This window comes from Paenirhizobium cremeum (genome assembly GCF_047553425.1).
Taxonomy (GTDB): domain Bacteria; phylum Pseudomonadota; class Alphaproteobacteria; order Rhizobiales; family Rhizobiaceae; genus Allorhizobium; species Allorhizobium cremeum.
On the sequence record NZ_CP180217.1, the window covers coordinates 1,997,872 to 2,018,243 of the forward strand.

20 protein-coding genes are annotated in these 20,372 nt (G+C 61.3%); 9 read left to right on the forward strand and 11 right to left on the reverse strand.

All coding sequences use genetic code 11. The features are described 5' to 3' along the window. Window positions 1–86: 86 nt before the first annotated feature. From ACLBKR_RS10000 to ACLBKR_RS10020, 5 genes are all read right to left on the reverse strand, one after another. On the reverse strand, window positions 87–848 hold the full coding sequence (locus tag ACLBKR_RS10000; protein WP_113338997.1) for an NUDIX hydrolase: 762 nt from the start codon (window positions 846–848) through the stop codon (window positions 87–89). Next, the gene (locus ACLBKR_RS10005) at window positions 845–1,954 is read right to left on the reverse strand and encodes an endonuclease/exonuclease/phosphatase family protein (protein ID WP_113338998.1); all 1,110 of its coding nucleotides are present in this window, start codon (window positions 1,952–1,954) and stop codon (window positions 845–847) included. The genes ACLBKR_RS10000 and ACLBKR_RS10005 overlap by 4 nt, the downstream gene beginning before the upstream one ends. Window positions 1,955–2,103: 149 nt before the next feature. Then, on the reverse strand, window positions 2,104–3,132 hold the full coding sequence (locus tag ACLBKR_RS10010) for an ABC transporter ATP-binding protein (protein WP_113338999.1): 1,029 nt from the start codon (window positions 3,130–3,132) through the stop codon (window positions 2,104–2,106). Continuing rightward, window positions 3,120–4,814: an ABC transporter permease gene (locus tag ACLBKR_RS10015; RefSeq protein ID WP_113447319.1), complete on the reverse strand. Its 1,695-nt coding sequence runs from the start codon at window positions 4,812–4,814 to the stop codon at window positions 3,120–3,122. The genes ACLBKR_RS10010 and ACLBKR_RS10015 overlap by 13 nt, the downstream gene beginning before the upstream one ends. An 11-nt stretch (window positions 4,815–4,825) precedes the next feature. Continuing rightward, entirely contained in the window at window positions 4,826–5,806 is a 981-nt protein-coding gene (locus tag ACLBKR_RS10020) for an ABC transporter substrate-binding protein (protein ID WP_113447318.1), read from the reverse strand. Between the two features lie 275 nt (window positions 5,807–6,081). Between ACLBKR_RS10020 and ACLBKR_RS10025 the strand changes: the two genes are divergently transcribed. Continuing rightward, complete coding sequence (locus ACLBKR_RS10025) at window positions 6,082–7,983, forward strand: CASTOR/POLLUX-related putative ion channel (RefSeq protein ID WP_113447317.1); 1,902 nt, start codon at window positions 6,082–6,084, stop codon at window positions 7,981–7,983. A 56-nt stretch (window positions 7,984–8,039) separates the two neighbouring features. Here ACLBKR_RS10025 and ACLBKR_RS10030 read toward each other — a convergent pair whose 3' ends face one another. Next, window positions 8,040–9,263: a PLP-dependent aminotransferase family protein gene (locus ACLBKR_RS10030; RefSeq protein WP_113447316.1), complete on the reverse strand. Its 1,224-nt coding sequence runs from the start codon at window positions 9,261–9,263 to the stop codon at window positions 8,040–8,042. Between the two features lie 250 nt (window positions 9,264–9,513). Between ACLBKR_RS10030 and ACLBKR_RS10035 the strand changes: the two genes are divergently transcribed. Beyond that, window positions 9,514–10,263 carry a hypothetical protein gene (locus ACLBKR_RS10035; RefSeq protein ID WP_113447315.1) on the forward strand — a complete coding sequence of 250 codons (750 nt, stop codon included), beginning with the start codon at window positions 9,514–9,516 and terminating at the stop codon, window positions 10,261–10,263. A 97-nt stretch (window positions 10,264–10,360) separates the two neighbouring features. On the opposite strand, the gene ilvC is transcribed toward ACLBKR_RS10035, so the two are convergent. Both ilvC and ACLBKR_RS10045 read right to left on the reverse strand, forming a co-directional pair. Then, window positions 10,361–11,380, reverse strand: a complete 1,020-nt coding sequence (ilvC, locus tag ACLBKR_RS10040) for a ketol-acid reductoisomerase (RefSeq protein WP_113447314.1) — start codon at window positions 11,378–11,380, stop codon at window positions 10,361–10,363. Between the two features lie 72 nt (window positions 11,381–11,452). Next, entirely contained in the window at window positions 11,453–12,091 is a 639-nt protein-coding gene (locus ACLBKR_RS10045) for a TetR/AcrR family transcriptional regulator (protein WP_113447313.1), read from the reverse strand. Between the two features lie 250 nt (window positions 12,092–12,341). On the opposite strand from ACLBKR_RS10045, the gene ACLBKR_RS10050 reads away from it, so the two are divergent. Continuing rightward, window positions 12,342–12,734 (forward strand): DUF4087 domain-containing protein, encoded by a 393-nt coding sequence (locus tag ACLBKR_RS10050; RefSeq protein WP_113447312.1) that lies wholly within the window; start codon window positions 12,342–12,344, stop codon window positions 12,732–12,734. A 32-nt stretch (window positions 12,735–12,766) separates the two neighbouring features. Here the strand turns inward: ACLBKR_RS10050 and ACLBKR_RS10055 are convergent, their stop codons facing one another. Beyond that, complete coding sequence (locus ACLBKR_RS10055; RefSeq protein ID WP_113447311.1) at window positions 12,767–13,231, reverse strand: Lrp/AsnC family transcriptional regulator; 465 nt, start codon at window positions 13,229–13,231, stop codon at window positions 12,767–12,769. A gap of 160 nt (window positions 13,232–13,391) precedes the next feature. Between ACLBKR_RS10055 and ACLBKR_RS10060 the strand changes: the two genes are divergently transcribed. Together ACLBKR_RS10060 and ACLBKR_RS10065 are read left to right on the forward strand one after the other, a co-directional pair. Beyond that, window positions 13,392–14,084: an aspartate/glutamate racemase family protein gene (locus ACLBKR_RS10060; protein ID WP_113443484.1), complete on the forward strand. Its 693-nt coding sequence runs from the start codon at window positions 13,392–13,394 to the stop codon at window positions 14,082–14,084. 91 nt (window positions 14,085–14,175) lie between these two features. After that, entirely contained in the window at window positions 14,176–15,105 is a 930-nt protein-coding gene (locus ACLBKR_RS10065) for a helix-turn-helix domain-containing GNAT family N-acetyltransferase (RefSeq protein WP_113447310.1), read from the forward strand. Window positions 15,106–15,114: 9 nt separating this feature from the next. Here ACLBKR_RS10065 and ACLBKR_RS10070 read toward each other — a convergent pair whose 3' ends face one another. After that, complete coding sequence (locus ACLBKR_RS10070; RefSeq protein ID WP_113447309.1) at window positions 15,115–15,519, reverse strand: winged helix-turn-helix transcriptional regulator; 405 nt, start codon at window positions 15,517–15,519, stop codon at window positions 15,115–15,117. 140 nt (window positions 15,520–15,659) lie between these two features. Between ACLBKR_RS10070 and ACLBKR_RS10075 the strand changes: the two genes are divergently transcribed. After that, window positions 15,660–16,544 carry an SDR family oxidoreductase gene (locus ACLBKR_RS10075; protein ID WP_112828092.1) on the forward strand — a complete coding sequence of 295 codons (885 nt, stop codon included), beginning with the start codon at window positions 15,660–15,662 and terminating at the stop codon, window positions 16,542–16,544. A gap of 104 nt (window positions 16,545–16,648) precedes the next feature. Here the strand turns inward: ACLBKR_RS10075 and ACLBKR_RS10080 are convergent, their stop codons facing one another. Then, on the reverse strand, window positions 16,649–17,401 hold the full coding sequence (locus tag ACLBKR_RS10080) for a pyridoxine 5'-phosphate synthase (protein WP_113447308.1): 753 nt from the start codon (window positions 17,399–17,401) through the stop codon (window positions 16,649–16,651). A gap of 336 nt (window positions 17,402–17,737) precedes the next feature. Between ACLBKR_RS10080 and ACLBKR_RS10085 the strand changes: the two genes are divergently transcribed. The 3 genes from ACLBKR_RS10085 to ACLBKR_RS10095 all read left to right on the forward strand — a co-directional run bounded on the left by ACLBKR_RS10085 (window position 17,738) and on the right by ACLBKR_RS10095 (window position 20,354). Further along, entirely contained in the window at window positions 17,738–18,748 is a 1,011-nt protein-coding gene (locus tag ACLBKR_RS10085; RefSeq protein ID WP_113447307.1) for a hypothetical protein, read from the forward strand. A 215-nt stretch (window positions 18,749–18,963) separates the two neighbouring features. After that, the gene (locus ACLBKR_RS10090) at window positions 18,964–19,653 is read left to right on the forward strand and encodes a MerR family transcriptional regulator (RefSeq protein ID WP_113339011.1); all 690 of its coding nucleotides are present in this window, start codon (window positions 18,964–18,966) and stop codon (window positions 19,651–19,653) included. Window positions 19,654–19,820: 167 nt separating this feature from the next. Further along, window positions 19,821–20,354, forward strand: coding sequence for a DUF4405 domain-containing protein (locus tag ACLBKR_RS10095; RefSeq protein WP_414901630.1), 534 nt, complete (start codon window positions 19,821–19,823; stop codon window positions 20,352–20,354). The last annotated feature ends 18 nt before the right edge of the window (window positions 20,355–20,372 follow it).

Sequence of the window (20,372 nt, forward strand, 5' to 3'; positions counted from 1 at the left end):
TTCCGAACCTCGGAGACTGCCCGACCTTGGCCGAACGTGCAAGCAAGCAGAAGGGCTAGCACCCTCCTGCCCGGGACTGGGAAAATTCAGTCCGGGATGCGACCGGACTGCCGGCCCTCATCGAAAAACCACTCCAGGAGCGGCAACATCGCCCTGTTGTAGAAGTGGGCATGGGGGTCGGCGGTGCGGATCGCGACCGCTCCGGCAATCTCCTTTTCCTCATCGACCAGCATATGCGCGGCGATGCGATCGAGCAGCCTCGTGGCCGGTTCGTCAAACCGGAAGCACTGAAGAATGATGAGCCGCCGGTTCCGGTAGCTGCCGAAGAGCCGTCCGTCGCTGGAAGCCTGCGCAAGATCGAGCCCGGTCTCCTCCCGCACCTCGCGCCGCATATTGCCGCCGAGATCGCAATAACCGTCCACGATATCGCTGCGGTCGAGCGAGCCGGCTGCGAAATAGACCTGGCCGGCATTGGCGGTGTGAGACGCCATCTCCACCGCGATGAGCGCGTCGTCGGAGGAGATGATGACGGGAAAGCAGGCCGCGTGAAAAGCACCCAGTCCCTCAGACTGCCGACGCCACCAAAGAAACGTCGAATAGGGCGCGATAAAGGCCTCGCCCTTCAGCGTGCCGTCGCGAAAGTCGAGCTTGTGCTGAAGCACCATGTCGCCATCGAAGAGCGCCGGCTTCTCGGTGATTTCGGCCTTCCAGTTCTCCGCCGCTGCCGCCTTGTGCGCGACATGGAAGGGATGTTCGCCTTCAAGCACCCGCAGGCTGATATCCCTCATTGGAAAAACCCGCCCGTCATCGGGCATTCCCGTCTGGTCGCAAAGGAGAAGTTCGTTCATGGAATATCCAGGGAGATGACGATGGGGCAATGGTCGGAGGCCTTCGGACGATCCCAGCCGATACGCGGATAGCGTTCGACCGCCTGGCCCGGCGGAAAGACCGTTCGGAATGGCTGGCCGGCACGAACGATATCGGGGCTGCGGCCGGGATTGGCGGCGGAAAGGGCGGGCGAAAGCCAGATGTAATCGAGCTGGCAGAGATGCTGCTCCGCCGGCCCGCGGGCATGATAGAGCGTCCAGCGATCGAGGGGCTCCCGCCACAGCATCACGTTTTCCACAAACCCGTCGGCGGAAAAGACATCGAGCGCGCTCGGTCGCGTATCCCGGTATTCGAAGCGATAGCCGGCTCTCCGGTCGCCGATCACCTCCACGCGCTCCTGATAGTCGTTCATGTCGCCGCAGATGGCGAAGTTCTTGTCGGCCGTCTCCCCCTTGCCGAAACGCTGCTCGATGATGTGGCGCACAGCCTTCGTCTCCGCCTCGCGAATGGGCATCGTCGCAGTGCGCCCATCGACGCCGTCCCGGCCATTGGTCATCGATTTGAAATGCACGACGTAAAGCGTGAACGGTCGCCCTCCGACAAGGAGATCAAGCTCCAGGCAGTCCCGCTTGAAGATGCGGTCGTCCGGCTTGGCATAATTTGCGAGTTCCGGCGTGAAAAGCCCGAGATCGTCATAGGTCAACGCCGCATGGCTCTTGATGTCGGAGACCGCAATCGTCTCGCCATCGCGGGTCTGCTCGCGCATCATCACGCCCACATCGATGCCGCGGCTGTCATTGCCCTCGACGAGATATTTGTGCCGATAGCCGGCGCCCATCATTCGGAAGAGGTAACCGTATTCGAAGTTCTGCAGCGCGGCCATGTTGTCGACCTCCTGCAGGCAGAGAATGTCGGCATCCATATCGGCAATCGCCAGCGCCGAAAGCTGCCGGGTATCGTCGGTCGACGCCACGACGCGGGCCGCCTCCAGCCTCTGATAGTCCTGCTCGTTTCGCATATCGAACAGCTTCAGCACGCGATCCTGGCGCAACTGGTTGCGAAACCCGGTGAAATCGAAGCGTGTCATCAGGTTCTCGATGTTGAACGTACCCAGTCTCAACGCCATGCAAATCATCCATCACAAGGTCACGCGGACGAACGGCGCGCCCGCACCGGTAAGGATAACGACTAATGATCGCGCCGTCATGAACGGCGGATGATGAAATTGTCCGGGGGAAGCCCGCACCGTATCGGTTGCCGGAAGATCGCCCCGCGCTAGAGCCGCCAAGCCTTGCTGAGCACGACCTTCACCCGGTCTCCCCGCATTGCCGGTTGCCGGCCATGGGCACGCAGAACCTGTCCGTCATCGAGCCGCAGCCGCAGGGCATAGCGTTCGCCCTCATAGAGCGCGGTCTCGATGGTGGCGTTCAGTCCTTCAGAACCGAGAAGGACATCCTGCGGGCGGACCAGTATGTCGATCGTTCCGCCGCCGGCGCGCCCCTGCGTCATCAGCGCTGCAAGCCGCTGCCAGTCGAGTTCCCGGTTGTCGTCGCCGCTTGCAGGAATGCTGAGGACGGCTCCCTGCCCGATCAACGAGCCGACCAGCCGACCCTCCGGACGCGCATAGATTTCAGCCGGCGCCGCCACCTGCAACAACCTGCCTTCGGACATGACGGCAATGTCGGTGGCAAGCGCCATCGCCTCGGCCTGGTCATGGGTGACATAAACCATGGTCGCGCCGGAACGCGCATGAAATTCGCGGAAGGTTTCTTCCATCTCCTGGCGCAGATGCCGGTCGAGATTGGCAAGCGGCTCGTCGAGCAGCACCACATCCGGGTCCGTCACTAGACTACGCGCCAGCGCCACCCGCTGGCGCTGCCCGCCGGAAAGATCCGCCGGACGGCGCTCGGCATATTGCTCGAGCCGCACCGACCTTAGCGCCTCGCCGACCTTCTCGCGATAACGCTCGCCGGAAACGCCCCGCACCTTCAGCGGATAGCCGACATTGGCCGCAACAGTCATATGCGGCCAGAGCGCGTAGGACTGGAACACCATGGCCATGTTGCGCCGCTCCGGAGGAACCGCTCCCGACGCATCGGATAACACGCGCTCGCCGAGCAAGATGGAACCGTCGCTTGGCGTCTCGAAGCCGGCGATCATCCGGAGAACCGTCGTCTTGCCGCAACCTGACGGTCCGAGCAGCGCCAGAAAACCGCCGTCGCGGATTTTAAGCGACACGTCGTTCACGGCCGGCTTGCCGGTACCGTAATCCTTGCAGAGCTTGTGCAGTATCAGTTTCGCCAAGGAACGACTCCTTTCGGCAGCCGCGCCGCCATCAGTTCAAGCAGCAGCATCAGCAACACGACCATCGCCACCACCAGCACGGAAAGCGCCGAGGCAAGATCGTAGGAGCCGCTGTCGTCTAGATTGTAGATCGCCACGCCGAGCGTCTGAGTTCCCGCGGACCACAGAAGAGCGGATACCGTGAGTTCGTTGCAGGCGATCAGGAAGACGAGGATGACCGACGCGCCCGCCGCCGGCGCAATCAGTGGCACGATGATATCGATGAGCCGCCGCCAGAAACCGGCTCCCGACAGACGCGCCGCCTCCTCGAGCGCTGGATCGAGCTGTCGCAGCGCACTGACCACGGGCTTCAGGCCTACCGCGAAGAAGCTCGAGAAATAGGCGGCGAGAATGATCCAGATCGTGCCGTAGATCGTCACCCCGAGCAAAGGCAAGGGCGCCGCGAAGACCAGGATGAAGGCGACGGAAATCACGATACCCGGCAGCGCATAGGGAATCTCGATCATGGCCGAAAGCGCAGCAGCAAGACGGCGGCCTCCCCGTGTCAGCGCATAGCCCGTCAGCACCCCGATCACCAGCAGCCCGAAGGCGGTGGCCGAAGCAAGAAAGATCGAGTTTGCGAAGGCAGTGCGCGTCACCTTCTGGCGGAACAGGATTTCCTCGTAGGCGGCAAAGGACGCCGTCTTCAACGACAGCGCCACGCCATAAGCGGGCACCAGCGATGCGGAAACGAGTGCGACGAAAGGCGCGATCAGGATCGCGAAAAGCAGGAGCCACAGAAGAAGCTCGAGGGGCAATCGCATCCCGCCGAGCCGGAACGTCGCGGATGCGCCCGAAAGCCCGATGACACGATAATCCCTGCCCTTCAATGCCTGCTCCTGGACCTGAAGTCCGACCACCGCCATGACGGCGATCATGCCGGAGAGCACGGCAATGTCGCCGAAGGTGCTGGTGCCGAAGCTGGCGAAGCGGGCGTAGACCAGCGTCGGCAGCGTGTAGATCGACGCGGGAATACCGAGGATCGCCGGAATGCCGAAATTGCCGACGCCAGAGACGAAGGCCATGGCCGCGCCCGCGATCAATCCCGGTAAAGACAACGGCAGAATGATGTCCTTCAGCATCTGCCAGGGAGAGGCGCCGGCAAGTTTTGCGGCCTCGATGCCATCGCGCGGCAGGGCAAGAAGCCCGGCTCGAAGCGACAGGAAGACGAGCGGTGAATGCTGCACTCCGTAAAGCAGGGCAATACCGGCAATAGAATAGAGCGGTTGGGGGCTGCCGAGCGGCGGCGCAAGCCCGAGTGCCTTCAGAAGCGGGCTCGATGGCCCTGTCATGCCGACCCAGGAAAGTGCCGTCACCTGCGGCGGGATCATCGTCGGCAGCATGAAAAGGAAGCTCAGGAGCCATTTGCCCCGAATGTCGGCGAGCGTCAGCGCCAGCGCGAAAAAGCCGCCGATTGCGACGGCCGCGATCATGCCGAGGACGGACGTCGTCAGCGTATTCCACGCCGCGGTCCAGATCGCCGGATCGGCAAGAAGCTCCAGCGCCTTGCCGTTGAGGATAGAGGAAATGCCAGCCATCACCAGCCTTGCGAGCGGCAGCACGCAAAGGCCGGCGACTACGGCCGTGACAAAAGGAAACAGCCAGCGGGGCTGGCTGTTCGCATTGGCGGGAAGACGCGGCATGAGCCCTTCGATCAGTTGGTGCCGAAGATGCCGGAGAAGGTCTTCAGGTCTTCGTCGGTAGCTTTCAGCGCAGCAGCGGCGTCGATCGGGAGAACCTTGATGGTATCGCGGGCCGGGAAACCGGCGGGAACGGCCATGCCGTTGCGAGCCGGGATGTAACCGAGCTTCAGGAAGCCTTCTTGCCCCTTTTCGGAAAGCACATAGTCGACGAACTTCTTCGCGGCTTCGGCATTCTTGGTGGACGCGAGAATGCCGACCGGCTCGGTGACGGCGGAAACGCCTTCTTCCGGGAAAACGAACTCGACCGGAGCGCCCTTGGCCTTTTCGCGGATCGGCATGTAGTCGACCACGACGCCGTAAGCCTTCTCACCCGATGCGACGGACTTCAGCACGGCGCCGTTGCCGCCGGAGGCGATGGCGCCGTTGGCCTGCAATTCCTTGTAATAATCCCAGCCGAGCGAGGGAACACCCGCGAGCGTCTGGGCATGAATGAGAGCGGCGCCCGAGGTGAGTGGGCTCGGCATGGTCACGAGGCCCTTGGCTTCCGGCTTGGCAAGATCCTTCCAGCTCGTCGGCTTCATCGTAGCGGCAGTGTTGTACATGATGCCGGTGGTGATGAGCTTGGTGGAATAGTAGAAACCGTCGGCGTCATAGAGCGCCTTGTCGTAATTTGCGGCTTCCGGCGACTTGTAGGCCAGAAGGTGGCCGGCCTGCTTCATGCGTTCGAGCGTGACCGTGTCGGCAATCAGCAGCACGTCGGCGACCGGATTGCCGGCCTCGATTTCGGCCATCAGCTTCGCCATGATCTTCGGCGTGCCGTCGCGCACCCAGTCGACCTTGATGTCGGGATTGGCGGCCATGAAGCCATCGACCGTCGCCTGCGCATCTTCGTTCGGCTGGCTGGTGTAGAGCACCAGATTGGCGGCATCGGCCGTAACGGCCATGAAGCCGAAGGCGGCAAGCGCGGTGAAGGCGGAAAGCAGAGTTTTCATCAAAACGTCCTCGTGTGGGTGAGACGCCGCTGATTAGTGACGCCATATAACACGTGCATGACACGCAGCTTTCTTTCCCGACAAAAATGCCGGGTTACGGCTTGCGGAGGCAAGATGCATCGGCAGGGAGAAAGGCGGTCCTGCCGATGCTTCGATGCGGCGATATCCCGCGACTTTTATGGGTTCCATGCGCTTCGCCTAACCTTGGCCGTTGCAGGCATTCGCGAATACTGCGATGGCGAAGGGATCATTCGACGGGGGAGCAAGGAAGAGACATGAAGACCCGCAGTCATTGGCGCGCGCGGTTGCGCTATGAGTTCGACAAGAGCATGGCGGGCGGAGCAATCGCCCTGATCGGCTGGCTGGCCCTCATTTCACTTGTAGTCATCGTCCTCGCAGGCATCTTTCTGGCGGTCACTGGCATCGCTCCGGAAGGCGGCGAGCCGGTCGGCTTCCTCGAAGGCGTATGGGAATCCCTGATGCGAACCATGGACGCCGGCACCATGGGCGGCGACATGGGATGGGGCTTCCGCATGGTGTCGCTCGTCGTCACCGTCATCGGCATCTTCGTCTTCTCCGCATTGATCGGCGTCATATCTTCCGGCCTCGAGGACAAGCTGAGCGAACTGCGCAAGGGGCGCTCCCGCGTACTCGAGACCGACCACACCATCATCCTCAACTGGTCCCCCTCTATCTTCGACGTCATCAACGAGCTGGTGATCGCCAACCAGAGCCGCAGGAAACCACGCATCGTCATCATGGCCGACAAGGACAAGGTGGAGATGGAAGACGAAATCGCCACCAAGGTCGAGGACCTGAAGAACACAAGGATCATCTGCCGCAGCGGCGATCCGACCGACCTCTATGATCTCGACATCGTCAACGCCCAGACCTCCCGCTCGATCATCGTCCTGTCGCCGGAAGGCGAGGATGCCGATTCCCGTGTGGTCAAGTCGGTGCTTGCCCTGGTCAACGATCCCAAACGTCGGATCGAACCCTACAAGATCGCCGCCGAGATCCGCGACGGCCGCAATGCCGAAGTCGCCCGCATCGTCGGCGGCCACGAACTGCAGCTCGTTCTCGCCGACGACCTCATCTCCCGCATCGTCGTCCACACGAGTCGCCAGTCCGGTCTCTCTGCCGTCTATTCCGAACTGCTCGATTTCGACGGTTGCGAGATCTATACGCTCGAGCAGCCGGAACTGACCGGCAAGCCCTTTGGCGCTGCCGTGATGAGCTACGAAAACTGCTCGCTGATCGGCATATGCGATGCATCCGGTGCCGTCATTCTCAATCCGCCGCCGGCAAGGGTTTTCGAACAGGGCGACCGCGCGATCATCATTGCCGAGGACGACGCCTCGATCCGTATATGGAACGGCAATCTGGAGATCGCCAAGGAAACGATCCGCCCAGCGGCCAAGCGCGAACGTCAGCCGGAACGCACGCTGGTCCTCGGCTGGAACCGTCGCGGTCCGATCATCGCCTCGGAACTCGCCCGCTATGTCGCTCCCGGCTCTCATCTCACGATCGCCGCCAACTCCGCGGCCTTCGACAGGGACGTCGGCAATCTCGACATCGATCCTACCGTAATGACGGTCGAATGCCGTGTAGTCGACACCAGCGACCGGACCTCCCTCGACGCCCTGGCTATCCCCTCCTTCGACCACGTACTGGTTCTCGGCTACAGCGACGACCTTTCGGCACAGGGCGCCGATACTCGTACCCTCATTACCCTTCTCCAACTGCGCCGCATTGCCGAGCGTTCCGGCAAACGCGTCAGCGTCGTCAGCGAGATGATCGACATCCGCAACCGGCAGCTTGCCGAAGTCACCCGCGCCGACGACTTCGTCGTCAGCAACAAGCTGGTCAGCCTGATGCTGGCGCAGGCCTCGGAAAACGAGTTCATGGCAGCGATCTTCAACGAACTGCTGGATGAAAAGGGCTCGGAAATCTACATGCGCCCCGTCACGGATTACGTATCCATCAACCAGCAGGTCAACTTCTTCACCATCAGCCTGGCAGCCCTGCGGCGTGGCGAGATCGCCATCGGCTATCGCCGACAGCGCGAGGACGATGCCGACGCCCGCAAGCTCGGCGGCGTCACCGTCAATCCCTTGAGATCCGAGAGGATCACCTACTCGGCCCGAGACATGGTGATCGTGCTCGCCGCTGATTGATGCAACGAAAAAGCCCGGCTTCCACCGGGCTTCTTCTCTCTGCCATTTGAACGGCCTCAGGCCGCCAGCGCCAGCGCGCCGTTGACCAGACGACCCAGGCGTTTGATGCCTTCGTCGATCATCTCCTCGTTGGCGCACGAGAACGAAAGCCGCAACGTGTTGGCTCCGGAACGGTCGGCAAAGAAGGCTTGGCCTGGTACGAAGGCAACCTTTTCCGTCTCGACGGAACGGGCGAGAAGCTCGCCACCGTCCAGTCCCTCCGGCAGCGTCACCCAGATGAACATGCCGCCCTCCGGCCGTGTCCAGACCGTCCCGGCCGGCATGTACTTCTCAAGCGCCGCCAGCATGGCATTGCGCCGCGCACTGTAGGCAGCCCTGATCCTGGCAACCTGCTCGTCGAAGTGCCGCGTCGCCACATGGGCGATGGCCATCTGGTTGATCGTGGAAGAATGCAGGTCAGCCGCCTGCTTCATCAGCACCAGCTTGCGGATAACCGGCATGGCCGCAACGACGAAGCCGACACGCAGACCCGGCGCCAGCGTCTTGGAAAAGGAGCCGCAATAGATCGTGCGGGTATTCTCGATCGAGCCCTTCTCGGCAATCTCCAGCGCCAGTATCGGCGGGATCGCCTCACCGTCATAGCGCAGCGACTGGTAGGCGGCATCCTCGATAATGGCGATATCGAGTTCATCGGCCAGCTTGAGAAGCCGCCGACGTCCGGTGAGATCGACGGTCTCTCCGGTCGGATTGGCGAAATCGGCGGAGAGATAGGCGAACTTCACCTCACCGCCAAGGTTTTCCGCCGCCGCTCTGTAACTTGCCGGCGTACGGTTGCCGAAGGTGAGTTGGTCATAGTTCGGCTCATAGGCGTTGAACGCCTGCAACGCGCCGAGATAGGTCGGCCAGTTCACCAGCGCGGTATCCTTCGGCGACAGGAACAGCTTGCCGAGATAGTCGAGCGCCTGCTGCGAGCCGGATGTGATGAAAATGTTGTCGACCGTACAGGCGATCCCGAGCTTTTCCATCTCGCCCCTCAGCCATTCACGCAGCGGCCTGTAGCCCTCGCTCACGGAATACTGGAGCGCAGCCCCTGCCTCACCGCCCGAGAAGATGTCGGCATAAGCGACCTTGAAGGCCTCATCCGGAAAAAGTGCAGGATCGGGAATGCCGCCGGCAAAGGAGATGATATCCGGGCGCTCCAGCAACTTCAGCAGTTCGCGGATTTCGGATGCACGCATGCGAGACGACCGGGTCGCAAAGATATGATCCCAATTCAGCACGGGAGTTTCCTCGAATTGTTTTTTAATAGGTTCAGATGAACATGGATGGGTCGATATGTCAACAATGCTGACCTATCTCACCCCGAAACTTTTCCAGAAAAATCGCCTCCGACAACGCAACAATAATTCGCGAGTGGTATGCGTTCAGCAAGATTGCGTCGATCCGGCTCGCCAGATACCTCTTTTGGCAGCGGATGCGATCCGGCTGGAAAACTGGTAGAAAGAGGGCGAAGCATCGTGGAGGCGCAAGGTGCACAAGAGGCTCTCCATATTCGTTCTGATCGGCGGTCTGCTGCCGCCCGTCCTTGCCCATGCCGACTGCATCGACCTTGGCAAAGGCGAGCCGTCAAGCCTCAGCGGCATCCTCACCCATCACATTTTCGCCGGTCCGCCGAATTTCGAGGATGTTCAGAAAGGCGACACGCCGGAACCCGGCTATGTGCTTACGCTCGACAAAGACATCTGCCTGACGGGAGACGCGGATTTTGCCGATCCCAAGCTCCGTTTCGATGAGGTGCAGCTTGTCCCGACCGAGGAAACCGGCGAGGACATGAGGACATTGCGCGACAGCCGGGTGCGCGTCTTCCTGAAGAACCCGATGCCCGCCATGACAGGCCATCACCACCGCCCGCTCGTCGCCTGGGTGACTGCCATAGAACCGCAGGGCGACCCGACCAAGAACTACGGCACCGCGGCAACCACGGTCGAAGCCTTCTACAAGGCCCTGGAAACCGGAGACGGCATGCTGGCCGCGCGCTTCATCATTCCCGAAAAGACGGAGAAAGGCCTGCTGTCTCCGGGCGCGCTTTCACGCTTCTACGGAAATCTCGACGAGCCTCTGAAACTGCATGACGTCCACGCAATTGCCGAAGATAAGTTCCTCGTCCGCTACCGGTTTCGCGATGGCGAAAGGGTCTGCGACGGCCGCGCCACCGTCACCACCACCCGCCGCGATGGCCGGGCGTTCATCAAGTCGATCCGGGCCGATAGCGGCTGCTGAGCGGCCAAAGAAAAAGGCCGGGGAAGTAACCTCCCCGGCCCGGATATTCTGGCTTCTCCGATCCGATGACGCACAAGACGCGCCAGGGTGACGGAGATTAGTTGCGGGCCTTGTCGACCAGCTTGTTCTTGCCGATCCAGGGCATCATGGCGCGGAGCTTCGTGCCGACTTCCTCGATCTGGTGGCTGTCGTTCAGGCGGCGGATGCCCTTGAAGCGGGCAGCACCGGCGCGGTATTCCTGCATCCAGTCCGAGGTGAACTTGCCGGTCTGAATGTCGTGCAGAACGCGCTTCATTTCAGCCTTGGTTTCGGCAGTGATGATGCGCGGGCCGGTGACGTATTCGCCCCACTCGGCCGTGTTGGAGATCGAGTAGTTCATGTTGGCGATGCCGCCTTCATAGATCAGGTCGACGATCAGCTTCACTTCGTGCAGGCACTCGAAATAGGCCATTTCCGGAGCGTAACCGCCTTCAACCAGCGTTTCGAAGCCGGCGCGGATGAGTTCGACGAGACCGCCGCAGAGAACGACCTGTTCGCCGAAGAGGTCGGTTTCGCACTCTTCCTTGAACGAGGTTTCGATGATGCCCGAACGGCCGCCGCCAACGCCACAGGCGTAGGAGAGAGCGAGTTCAAGCGCGTTGCCGGAAGCGTTCTGATGGATGGCAACGAGGCAGGGAACGCCGCCGCCCTTCTGGTATTCGCCGCGAACGGTGTGGCCCGGGCCCTTCGGCGCGATCATGACGACGTCGACCGAAGCCTTCGGCTCGATCAGGCCGAAATGAACGTTGAGACCGTGGGCGAATGCGATGGCCGCGCCGTCGCGGATGTTCGGAGCGATGTCGGCCTTGTAGATATCGGCCTGAAGTTCGTCCGGGGTCGCCATCATCATCAGGTCGGCCCAGGCGGCAGCTTCGGCAACGGTCATGACCTTGAAGCCGTCGGCTTCGGCCTTCTTGGCGGTTGCGGAACCGGCCTTCAGCGCGATGGCGACGTTCTGCGCACCGCTGTCCTTCAGGTTGAGGGCGTGTGCACGGCCCTGGGAGCCGTAGCCGATGATGGCGACCTTCTTGGCCTTGATGAGGTTCAAGTCGGCATCACGATCGTAATAAACGCGCATCGTATTTTCCTTCCCTATGCTTGTCGGTTGTGATGGATATCAGTTGTCGGCGAACCGTGTTGGGCAGAGCCCCTACGACCCCGCCAGTGCTTTTTCAGTGCCATAGAGCGTAAGAAAGGCATGAACCGCCTTTTCCGCCCGGGCAGCGAAATTCTTCGTATTGGGCGCCTCTCCCAGCAGCATGCGCACATGCAGGTCGGAGACAATCAGCCCGTAAAGCGTGCGGTAAGCCTCTTCGCCATCGGAAAAGCGCAACAGGCCATCGCGCTGTCCCGCGTCGAGAAGCGCCCGCGCGCGCCGGTCGATCTGCCGGCGGCCGCGCTCCAGAAGCAGCGTGCCGAGCTTTGATCCGTCGCGGCTGCTCTGGCCGATCGCCAGACGGTTGAGCGCCAGCGAAACGTCGCCCGCGAGAACGTCGAGCAGATCGTGGGAGAAAACGTCGAGATGTTCCTTGAGGCTTGCCGAACTCAGGCGTTCGCCCGGTCGCTCGACTGTCCTGACCTTGCTCGCCTGATAGGAGATCATGGCCGACAACAGCCCGTCGCGATCGCCGAACCACTTGTACAGGCTTTCCTTGGAGCAGTTCGCGGCACGCGCCAACCCGGCGGTCGTCAGCGCCTTGTCTCCGCCTTCGACGAGCAGACGCAACGCTTCCGCCAGAACAGCGCTCTGGCGCGGCGTGAATTCGGCGTTGGCGGTTTCGGTCTGCAAGATAGCGCTCCACAAGTACCGTACGGTACGGTTCTCCCTACCGACAAAAAAATCCGCGGTCAAGTGCCATGTGGAGAATGACGATAAGAAGAAGGTTCTCGCCCTGCCCTCCGGATCGACGGAACCACCAGCTTCCAATGCTTTCGGCAGATATCGAAATCTTCATTGATGCCAGTTTTAGTGTTTGGTTCAATCAACGCAGCGGGGTAAGGCTGGCCAGCAACTTACCCGATCAAGAGGATAGCTTTCGATGTCGTTGCGCGTTGCCGCCCTGTTCCTTGCCTCCGCCTCCCTGCTTGCCGCTTCTCCGTCGGCGGCTGCGCCCGAGAATCGTTGCGGCTGGATCCAGAACCCCACGCCCGGCAACAACTGGCTGGACGACCGTGACGGCACCTGGATCATCACTACGCAGGGCATGGATGACGAGCCACTCGGCATGGAGAACTTTCCGGATATCTCGACCGGCGATTACGTCGCCGTCAACGGTAACTACGGCTACACCTGCGGATGCATAACGGCCGAGACGACAAGGGAGATCGATCGGCAGTCATCGGCAAGCGGCAAGATTACCGCCGTCTACAGCGTGAAACTGCTTCCCCTCAACAAGTGCCTGGCGGACCGCAAGCTGCCCAAGCCGGAATAAAGAGGATCGCGCGGACACGCCGGTCTTCGGCCTCAGACGGCATAACCGACCGGCACCGCCTGCCCGCTCTTCAGCGTTTCCATCGAAATGAAGGCAGAAACGTCGAACAGTTCGATACGCTTCACGAGGCGGCGATAGACCACGTCGTAGTGTTCGACCTGGGGCAGCACGACCTTCAGCAGGTAGTCGTAGCTGCCCGTCAGCCTGTGCGCCTCGACGATCTCGGCAATGTCGGCGATAGCGCCCCGAAACGTCTCGATCCAGTCATCGGAGTGATGCGCCGTCTTCACGAGGGCGAAGACGGTCGTCGGCACGCCGATTTTCTCCCGATCGAGAAGAGCGATCCGCTTTGAGATATACCCCGTCTCCTCCAGCCGCTGGATACGGCGGGAACAGGCCGAGGCGGATAGCGAAACCAGTTCGGCGAGGTCGGCAAGCGGAATGGAGGCGTCGCGCTGCAGGGCGTCGAGAATCTTGCGGTCGCGATCGTCGATCATATACAACTCCAAACTGCCGGACTGACGCCGGAAAACTGCAGAAAATATCTACATTTCGCATTCAATATGCGCGAACTATGGATGCAGCCTTCGTATTTGCAAGCCGTTCGCCCGGATCATGCGTCATAATCCCAAGAACAATTTCTTCCGGAGAAGCAAGATGAAGCGTGTGGGTCTGATCGGCGGCATGAGTTTTGAGAGTTCGGCGGTTTATTACCGGCTTATCAACGAGATGGTCCGCGATCGCGTCGGCGGTCTGGCCTCCGCCGACCTGCTGATGCATTCGGTCGATTTTTCCGAAATCGTCGGCTATCAGAAGGCCGGACGGTGGGACCTTGCCGAAAAGCGCCTCGCCGAGGTCGCGGGCGGTCTGCAGGCGGCAGGTGCGGAATGCGTCCTGATCTGCACCAACACCATGCATCTCGTGGCCGACGCCGTGTCGCAATCCGTCGCTATCCCGCTGCTCAACATCATCGATGTGACAGCACGGGAGATCGTTGCGAAGGGCTACCGTCGCCCCCTGCTCCTCGCAACCCGTTACACGATGGAGCACGGCTTCTACGCCGAGCGCATGCGGACACATGACCTCGATCCGCTCGTCCCGGACGAGGATGATCGCATTCGAGCGCATTCGATCATTTTCGACGAATTGTGCGCGGGTCATGTCCGGGACGCCTCCCGATCGGCCATGAATGCCATGATCGAGAAAGCGAAACACGCCGGCGCGGACAGCGTCATCCTCGGCTGTACGGAAATCTGCCTCCTTCTCGATCCGGACAAACTTTCCCTGCCCGGTTTCGATTCCACCCAGCTTCACGCCGCTGCGGCGGCGGACTTCGCGCTCGCCGCCTAACGGAAGACCCCGCAAACAATTTGACTAAGTCAACTAATTCGTTGCCTAGGTCACACTCTTCGTCTATTCAGCATCCAAAGGGAGAACATCGATGCTGGATAGACGAGACCTTGCGACCATCGAAGCGATGCGCGCCTTCAACCGCTTCTATACGGATCGGATCGGGGTTCTGGACCGCGCCTATCTGAAGGCCAACTACACATTGACGGAGGCGCGCATCGTCTATGAACTCGGTGTCCGCGGCAGAGCTTCCGCGGCCGAACTCGTTCGTGACCTGCACCTCGACCCCGCCTATCTCAGCCGCATTCTCAAGGCGTTCCGCTCTGCGGAACTGGTAGAGCAGACGCGCGATCCGGATGACGGTCGCAGCCAGATCATCAGCCTCACGCCGAGAGGTGTTGCGGAATACGAGGCACTCGGCGAGCTGTCGCGCAGCCAGCTCGAAGAGATGCTGGCGCCGCTTGGCCCCGCCGAAAAAGCCACTCTGGTCGAGGCCATGGCGGCGATCACCGGCCTGCTTGATGACGACAGGCGCAACGAGGCACCGCCCGTCCTGAGGCCTCATCGCCCCGGCGACCTCGGTTGGATCATCGAGTCCCAGACGCAATTTTATGTGCGGGAATTCGGCTGGAACGACAAGTTCGAGGCGCTTGTCTCGGAAGTCGCCGCAAATTTCCTGAACGGCTTCAATCCAGCCCGCGATTACTGCTGGATTGCCGAGCGTCGCGGCATCCGGATCGGTTCGGCACTGGTCATGGATGGCGGCGGCGATGTCGCCAAACTCCGCCTGCTCTATGTGGATGAGGCCGCCCGTGGGCTGGGTCTCGGACGCCTGCTTGTCCAGCAGTGCATCGATTTCGCCCGACGCGCCGGCTATCGGCAGATCACGCTTTGGACCAACGACATCCTGCATGCCGCCCGGCACATCTACATCTCCCTCGGCTTCAGGCTGGTGTCGGAGGAACGGCACACGCTCTTCGGTCCGGAACTGAACGGCCAGACATGGACGCTCGATTTCTGAACACGCCGCTCAGACGCCCTCGGCATCGAAACGCTGGCGCGCTTCCCGGACGGCAAGAAAATTCGCCTCGGCCCATTCCAGCAGGCTGGACAGCGCCTTGAACAGCGACTGGCCCAGTTCCGTCAGACAATATTCCACGCTCGGAGGCTTGGTCGGAAAAACCGTGCGCTGGACATAGCCGTCCCGCTGCAGTTCACGAAGCGTCTGCGTCAGCATGCGCTGCGAGATGTCGGGCACCAGCCGCCGCAGTTCACCGAACCGGAAAGGCCGCTCCCTCAAGAGGATCAGGATCAGTGTCGACCATTTGCCGCCGATATGGTCGATCACGGAACGCACCGGACAGTCGGCAAGCGACGGTCCTTCGCTCCGGTAGGCAGCGATCTTGGCTTCGTAGCCGGTGATGGCAACAGTCATGGAGTTCCCTTTTAAGCCGGTGGGCACCAAAAAGTGCCTTCTTTACAAGACAGCGTCAATTCCCAATTTAGCGTTACTCTCATTTTGAGAGCGCCATTTCCGCCACGGACCTCCCGCGGCAACACAAAAGGAAAAGACCCATGAGCAAGATTCTCGTCACCGGCGCCTCCGGCAAGCTCGGCAGCCTCGTCATCGACAACCTGATCGCCAAACAGGGCGTCGCCCCTGCCGATATCGTTGCCGGCACGCGCGACCCGTCGAAGCTTTCCGCCCTCGCAGCCAGGGGCGTCGAGGCCCGCAAGGTCGATTTCGACGATCCGGCTTCGCTGGAGACTGCTTTCAAGGGCATCGATCGCCTGCTGATTATCTCGACAGACGAACTGGCTACGCCGGGCAAGCGCCTCGTTCAGCACAAGGCCGCCGTAGAGGCCGCGAGGAAGGTCGGCGTCGGACGCCTTTTCTATACCTCCCTGCCCAACCCGGAAACATCGAAGGTCACCTTCGCTCCCGATCACCTCGGCACGGAAGAAGCAATCAAGGCCACGGGTCTGCCCTACACCATCTTCCGCAACAGCTGGTACATGGAAAATCTGTTCATGGCGCTTCCGGCCGCCCTCGGCAGCGGCCACTGGTACACCGCATCCGGCCAGGGCAGAATCGGCCACATCGCCCGCGGAGACATCGCCAAGGCCATTGCCGGCGCGCTCGCCAAGCCGGTTTCGGAAAGCGTCATCTACACGCTGACGGGCGAAAAGACCTACACGACCGACGAGATTGCAGCCCTCGTCCGCGAAGCAACCGGCAAGCCGCTCGCCGTCGTCCACGTGACCGACGAACAACTGGCGGCTGGCATGGCCGGCGCTGGCGTCCCCGCCCCCTTCATCCCGACCTTCGTTTCCTTCGACACGAATATCCGCGAAGGCCTCTTCGACATCGTCAACAACGATGCGGAAAAGCTGTCGGGTGAAAAGCTGGTTCAACTCAAGGACTTCCTGCTCGAGAACAAAGCTGCCCTCAGCGCCTGATGCGGAGAATACCAGACGACGAAGGCCCGGCGCTCAAGGCCGGGCCTCTCGACAGGGTTATTGCTTGCCGTGTCCGAAGATCGATCGAAACGTCCTGCGCCCCGTCAGACAGCCTGACCGCAGGCGCGTCGGAAGCGGCGAACCGTCTCACCCATTCCGTATTCCAGGGCATCTGCCGTCAGTCCGTGACCGATCGACACCTCGGCAAGTCCAGGAATGCGCTTCATTAGCGCCGGCAGGTTGGCGACCGTCAGGTCATGGCCGGCATTGACCGCAAGGCCGCAGGCGAGTGCGGCATCCGCCGTCCGTCCAAGCAGGTCGATCTCCCTCGCGGCCTTTTCCGGGTTATCGAAACAACCGCCATAAGGACCCGTATAGAGTTCGATGCGGTCGGCCCCCGTCTCCCTCGCGACAGCGACCGCATCGGCATCGCCGTCACCGTCGGCGAACAGCGAAACACGCATGCCTTTCGATTTCAGCCGCGCGACGGTATCCGACAGGAATGCCTTGTGCTTCCTGAAATCCCAGCCGTGATCCGAAGTTGCCTGGCTCGGATCGTCGGGCACAAGCGTCACCTGCTCCGGCTCCGTCTTCTCGCAAAGAACAAGGAAATCCTCGGTTGGATAACCCTCGATATTGAATTCGGCATGGGGAAAATCGTCGTCGATCAGCGCACGCAGCACCGGAAGGTCCGTGAAACGGATATGCCGCTGGTCCGGCCGGGGATGAACGGTCAGGCCGCTTGCTCCGGCTTCGAGCGCCAGCCGTCCGAAGCGCGCAACGTCCGGCCAGGGCAGATCCCGGCGGTTGCGCAGCATGGCGATGGCATTGAGATTGACGGAGAGCTTTGCCGGCATCGCGATCTTTCCAGAGTGTTATTTTTTCAGAGCCAAGCATTTAGGCGATCGCACTCCGGAACGCCAACGAGAATCGCGCATATTCCCATCGACGGCGCTGATGGATGCGTTCCCGCCCCAGCGAAACCGGCGGCAATCCTAAGTTTTCAGGGGAAATGATAAAAATTGGCTATTTTCCTCAGCTTTAGCTTTGTGGCATTCCCGCGATGGCGGTAAGATCGGCAAAAATGAGACGTGTCTTGCAAGGCGTCGTGCTTCCAAAGGGCTTTGGTTCCACCCGGACAGCGACAGGCACGATGGCTCAGCTCTTGCACAATACGACACCATGGAGAAACGATGAGTGAGGATCGGCGCATAGACAGCGACAGCGTGAAGCTTGCGCTCCAGGCGATTCTCGGCAGCCAGACCTTTGCCCGCTCCGAACGCCTGCGAGCATTCCTGAAGTTCGTCGTAGAGATGGAGCAGCTTGGGCTCGCCCATCAATTGAAGGGATATACGATCGGCATCGATGTCTTTTCCCGGGACGAATCCTTCGATCCGGGCGCCGATCCTCTTGTGCGGGTTCAGGCGGGAAAGCTGCGCCGCTTGCTCAATCAGTATTACGCCGACGAGGGACGCCACGAACCGTTGCGCATCCGCATCCCGCTCGGCTGCTATGTCCCGATCTACGAAAGGGCCCCGGCCGAAAGCCACCGCTTCGCTGCGGACAAGCCCGCAGCAAGCTGGCCGGAAATGATATCGCTTCCCCTGATGCCGCAGACGTCAGGCTCCGTGACCGCCGCACAATCCGCCTATCGCCTGCCACGCATCGCCGTCACGCCGATCGACGATTCCGACTGGCGAACCCGGATCTTCGCGAATGCCGTGCGCATGTCCGCCAGGCATTTCCGGGGTGTGGAGCTGGATTGCCGCGAGGCGGGCGACCATGACGACGAGGCACTCGATTTCGCCATCGAGATCGGCTCCGAGGAAGGCGCGGCTCCGCTCACGGCAAGCCTGCGCCATCGTCAGTCGGGCAAGCTGGTCATCAGCCACTCGCGCAGTGCAGGCGAGACGGGTTCAAGCCGGCAGATCGCCCTCTTCGCCAAGCACTTCTGCACCGAGAGCCTGTCACTGACCGGGCAGCTCTACCACTTTTGCCGTTGCCGGGGGATCTCATCGGTGCTGATGGACTGCATAGAGGCGACCTACCTTTACCAACTCGACAATTCCGATGACGCCTTCCTGGAGGCGACGCGCCAGCAGCAGCGGCTTGTTCATCCCTATCCTTTGACCCATTTCGTAAACGAGCTTTCGGATCTCATTGCGCTTACGGCGGATACCGGCCGGACCGTGCGGCAGGGGTGACATCACCCAGACCGGCCCTTGCCTTGTTACGCGGTTTGCAAAAGGCCCGGCCAAGGATTAATCTGAAGTTTTACATCGCCCGAAAGACAACTTTTTGAATGTGGCGAGGGGGCACGGCGTCCCTCTCGCGTATTTATTGCCGTGCGTGGGCGGCACGAGGGACGGACGGAAAATGCACTGAGAGGAACGACAGGAACGCTGGACAGGGGGAGGTCATGGCGGAAGGGTTGCACCATCGGCAAGCGGCTGGCGAAGCAAGAGCCAGCATCATATCGGACACGATTTTTCTGCCGGGGGTCGAGCTGCCGGCGCCCCTGCCGGAAGAGCCGGTTGCCATAGCGGAGATGGCGACCCTCTTCGGCGTCACCCACCGCACCCTGCATTTCTACGAGGAGAAGGGTCTCATCAAGGCGGGACGCGTCGGCCTGATGCGTGTCTACAGCCGCGGGGATATCGCCCGCATGGCGGTGATTACCGCCTGCCGGGACGTCGGCATGCCGGTCGCGGCGATAAAAGATCTCATGCAGGCGCTGGAGAACGCCCGCTCCCGGGAAGAGAGCGACGCACTATTCGCCGAAGCGCTGCTGGCCCGACAGCGGGAATTGACCGCCATTCTCTCGACCACCCATCACCAGATGCAGCAGATTACCCGGCTACTGGCGCAAGACAGGGACGAGGCGCAAAATGCGCGCGTGCAGCAGGCCCAGCGCATCGGGCTGACCGACCTGGAACGCCGCTGCCTCGAACTGATGGCGGAAGGCTATGCGTCGTTGCGGCTGGCCCGCGCGCTCGACATGAGCGCCGGCGAAATCAACGCCGTCGAGGAGGAGATCATCCGCAAATTTGACGCCAGCAACAGGTTTCAGGCTGTCGCAAAGGCAGTCCTGCTCGGCCTCGTCGGTTAGCCGCCGACCACAATCCCTGGCCGCTTTGCCAAAAACCGCCGGCATGCACCACAGGTTCACGGCACCGATAAAGCGGCAAATCGTCCAGGATTTGTCGACGGTCAATTCCTACCGGAATTTAACGGGACTTACGTTCTCGCAGGAGGTAGCCAGAGACGGTTCAAACAATGAGTGAGCTTACGAAAATGCCTACCTTCCTGTCCCGTTACGCAACGCCCTTCATCACCGGTTTTTTCCTCGTCTCCCTTGTCTCCGGCATCGCTCTCTTCTTCCATGTCGGCACGGCCGCGTTCCGCGAGATGCATGAATGGTTGAGCATGGTGCTCATCCTGCCCTTCGTTCTGCACATGTGGAAGAACTGGCGGCCATTCATGATGTATTTCAAACGTCTGCCCATGACGGTCGCGCTCGGCCTCTGTCTTGTCTCCGGCCTCGTCTTTGCATGGCCGGCCATCACCGGGACGGCAAGCAGCACCGGCGGCAATCCGGCCATTGCGATGGCAGGCATCGTCGCCGGCGGAACGCCCGCACAAGTGGCTCCCCTGCTCGGCCATACCGAGGAAAGCCTTGTCGCCTCATTGAAGGAAAAGGGCTACAGCGCTGCCGACGCGGGCAAAAAACTCTCGGATATCGCGTCGGCCTCCGGCAAGGAGCCGATGGCGATGATGGCCACGCTCGCCTCGCTGCGCACGAATCCGTAACGCTTTTGCGAAAACGAC

Excerpts from the sequence above, each read along its gene's own strand:
- ACLBKR_RS10000 (WP_113338997.1), bottom strand. The coding sequence starts at position 848 with ATGAACGAACTTCTCCTTTGCGACCAGACGGGAATGCCCGATGACGGG.
- ACLBKR_RS10005 (WP_113338998.1), bottom strand. The coding sequence starts at position 1,954 with ATGGCGTTGAGACTGGGTACGTTCAACATCGAGAACCTGATGACACGC.
- ACLBKR_RS10015 (WP_113447319.1), bottom strand. The coding sequence starts at position 4,814 with ATGCCGCGTCTTCCCGCCAATGCGAACAGCCAGCCCCGCTGGCTGTTT.
- ACLBKR_RS10020 (WP_113447318.1), bottom strand. The coding sequence starts at position 5,806 with ATGAAAACTCTGCTTTCCGCCTTCACCGCGCTTGCCGCCTTCGGCTTC.
- ACLBKR_RS10025 (WP_113447317.1), top strand. The coding sequence starts at position 6,082 with ATGAAGACCCGCAGTCATTGGCGCGCGCGGTTGCGCTATGAGTTCGAC.
- ilvC (WP_113447314.1), bottom strand. The coding sequence starts at position 11,380 with ATGCGCGTTTATTACGATCGTGATGCCGACTTGAACCTCATCAAGGCC.
- ACLBKR_RS10050 (WP_113447312.1), top strand. The coding sequence starts at position 12,342 with ATGTCGTTGCGCGTTGCCGCCCTGTTCCTTGCCTCCGCCTCCCTGCTT.
- ACLBKR_RS10055 (WP_113447311.1), bottom strand. The coding sequence starts at position 13,231 with ATGATCGACGATCGCGACCGCAAGATTCTCGACGCCCTGCAGCGCGAC.
- ACLBKR_RS10060 (WP_113443484.1), top strand. The coding sequence starts at position 13,392 with ATGAAGCGTGTGGGTCTGATCGGCGGCATGAGTTTTGAGAGTTCGGCG.
- ACLBKR_RS10065 (WP_113447310.1), top strand. The coding sequence starts at position 14,176 with ATGCTGGATAGACGAGACCTTGCGACCATCGAAGCGATGCGCGCCTTC.
- ACLBKR_RS10070 (WP_113447309.1), bottom strand. The coding sequence starts at position 15,519 with ATGACTGTTGCCATCACCGGCTACGAAGCCAAGATCGCTGCCTACCGG.
- ACLBKR_RS10075 (WP_112828092.1), top strand. The coding sequence starts at position 15,660 with ATGAGCAAGATTCTCGTCACCGGCGCCTCCGGCAAGCTCGGCAGCCTC.
- ACLBKR_RS10080 (WP_113447308.1), bottom strand. The coding sequence starts at position 17,401 with ATGCCGGCAAAGCTCTCCGTCAATCTCAATGCCATCGCCATGCTGCGC.
- ACLBKR_RS10085 (WP_113447307.1), top strand. The coding sequence starts at position 17,738 with ATGAGTGAGGATCGGCGCATAGACAGCGACAGCGTGAAGCTTGCGCTC.
- ACLBKR_RS10090 (WP_113339011.1), top strand. The coding sequence starts at position 18,964 with ATGGCGGAAGGGTTGCACCATCGGCAAGCGGCTGGCGAAGCAAGAGCC.
- ACLBKR_RS10095 (WP_414901630.1), top strand. The coding sequence starts at position 19,821 with ATGAGTGAGCTTACGAAAATGCCTACCTTCCTGTCCCGTTACGCAACG.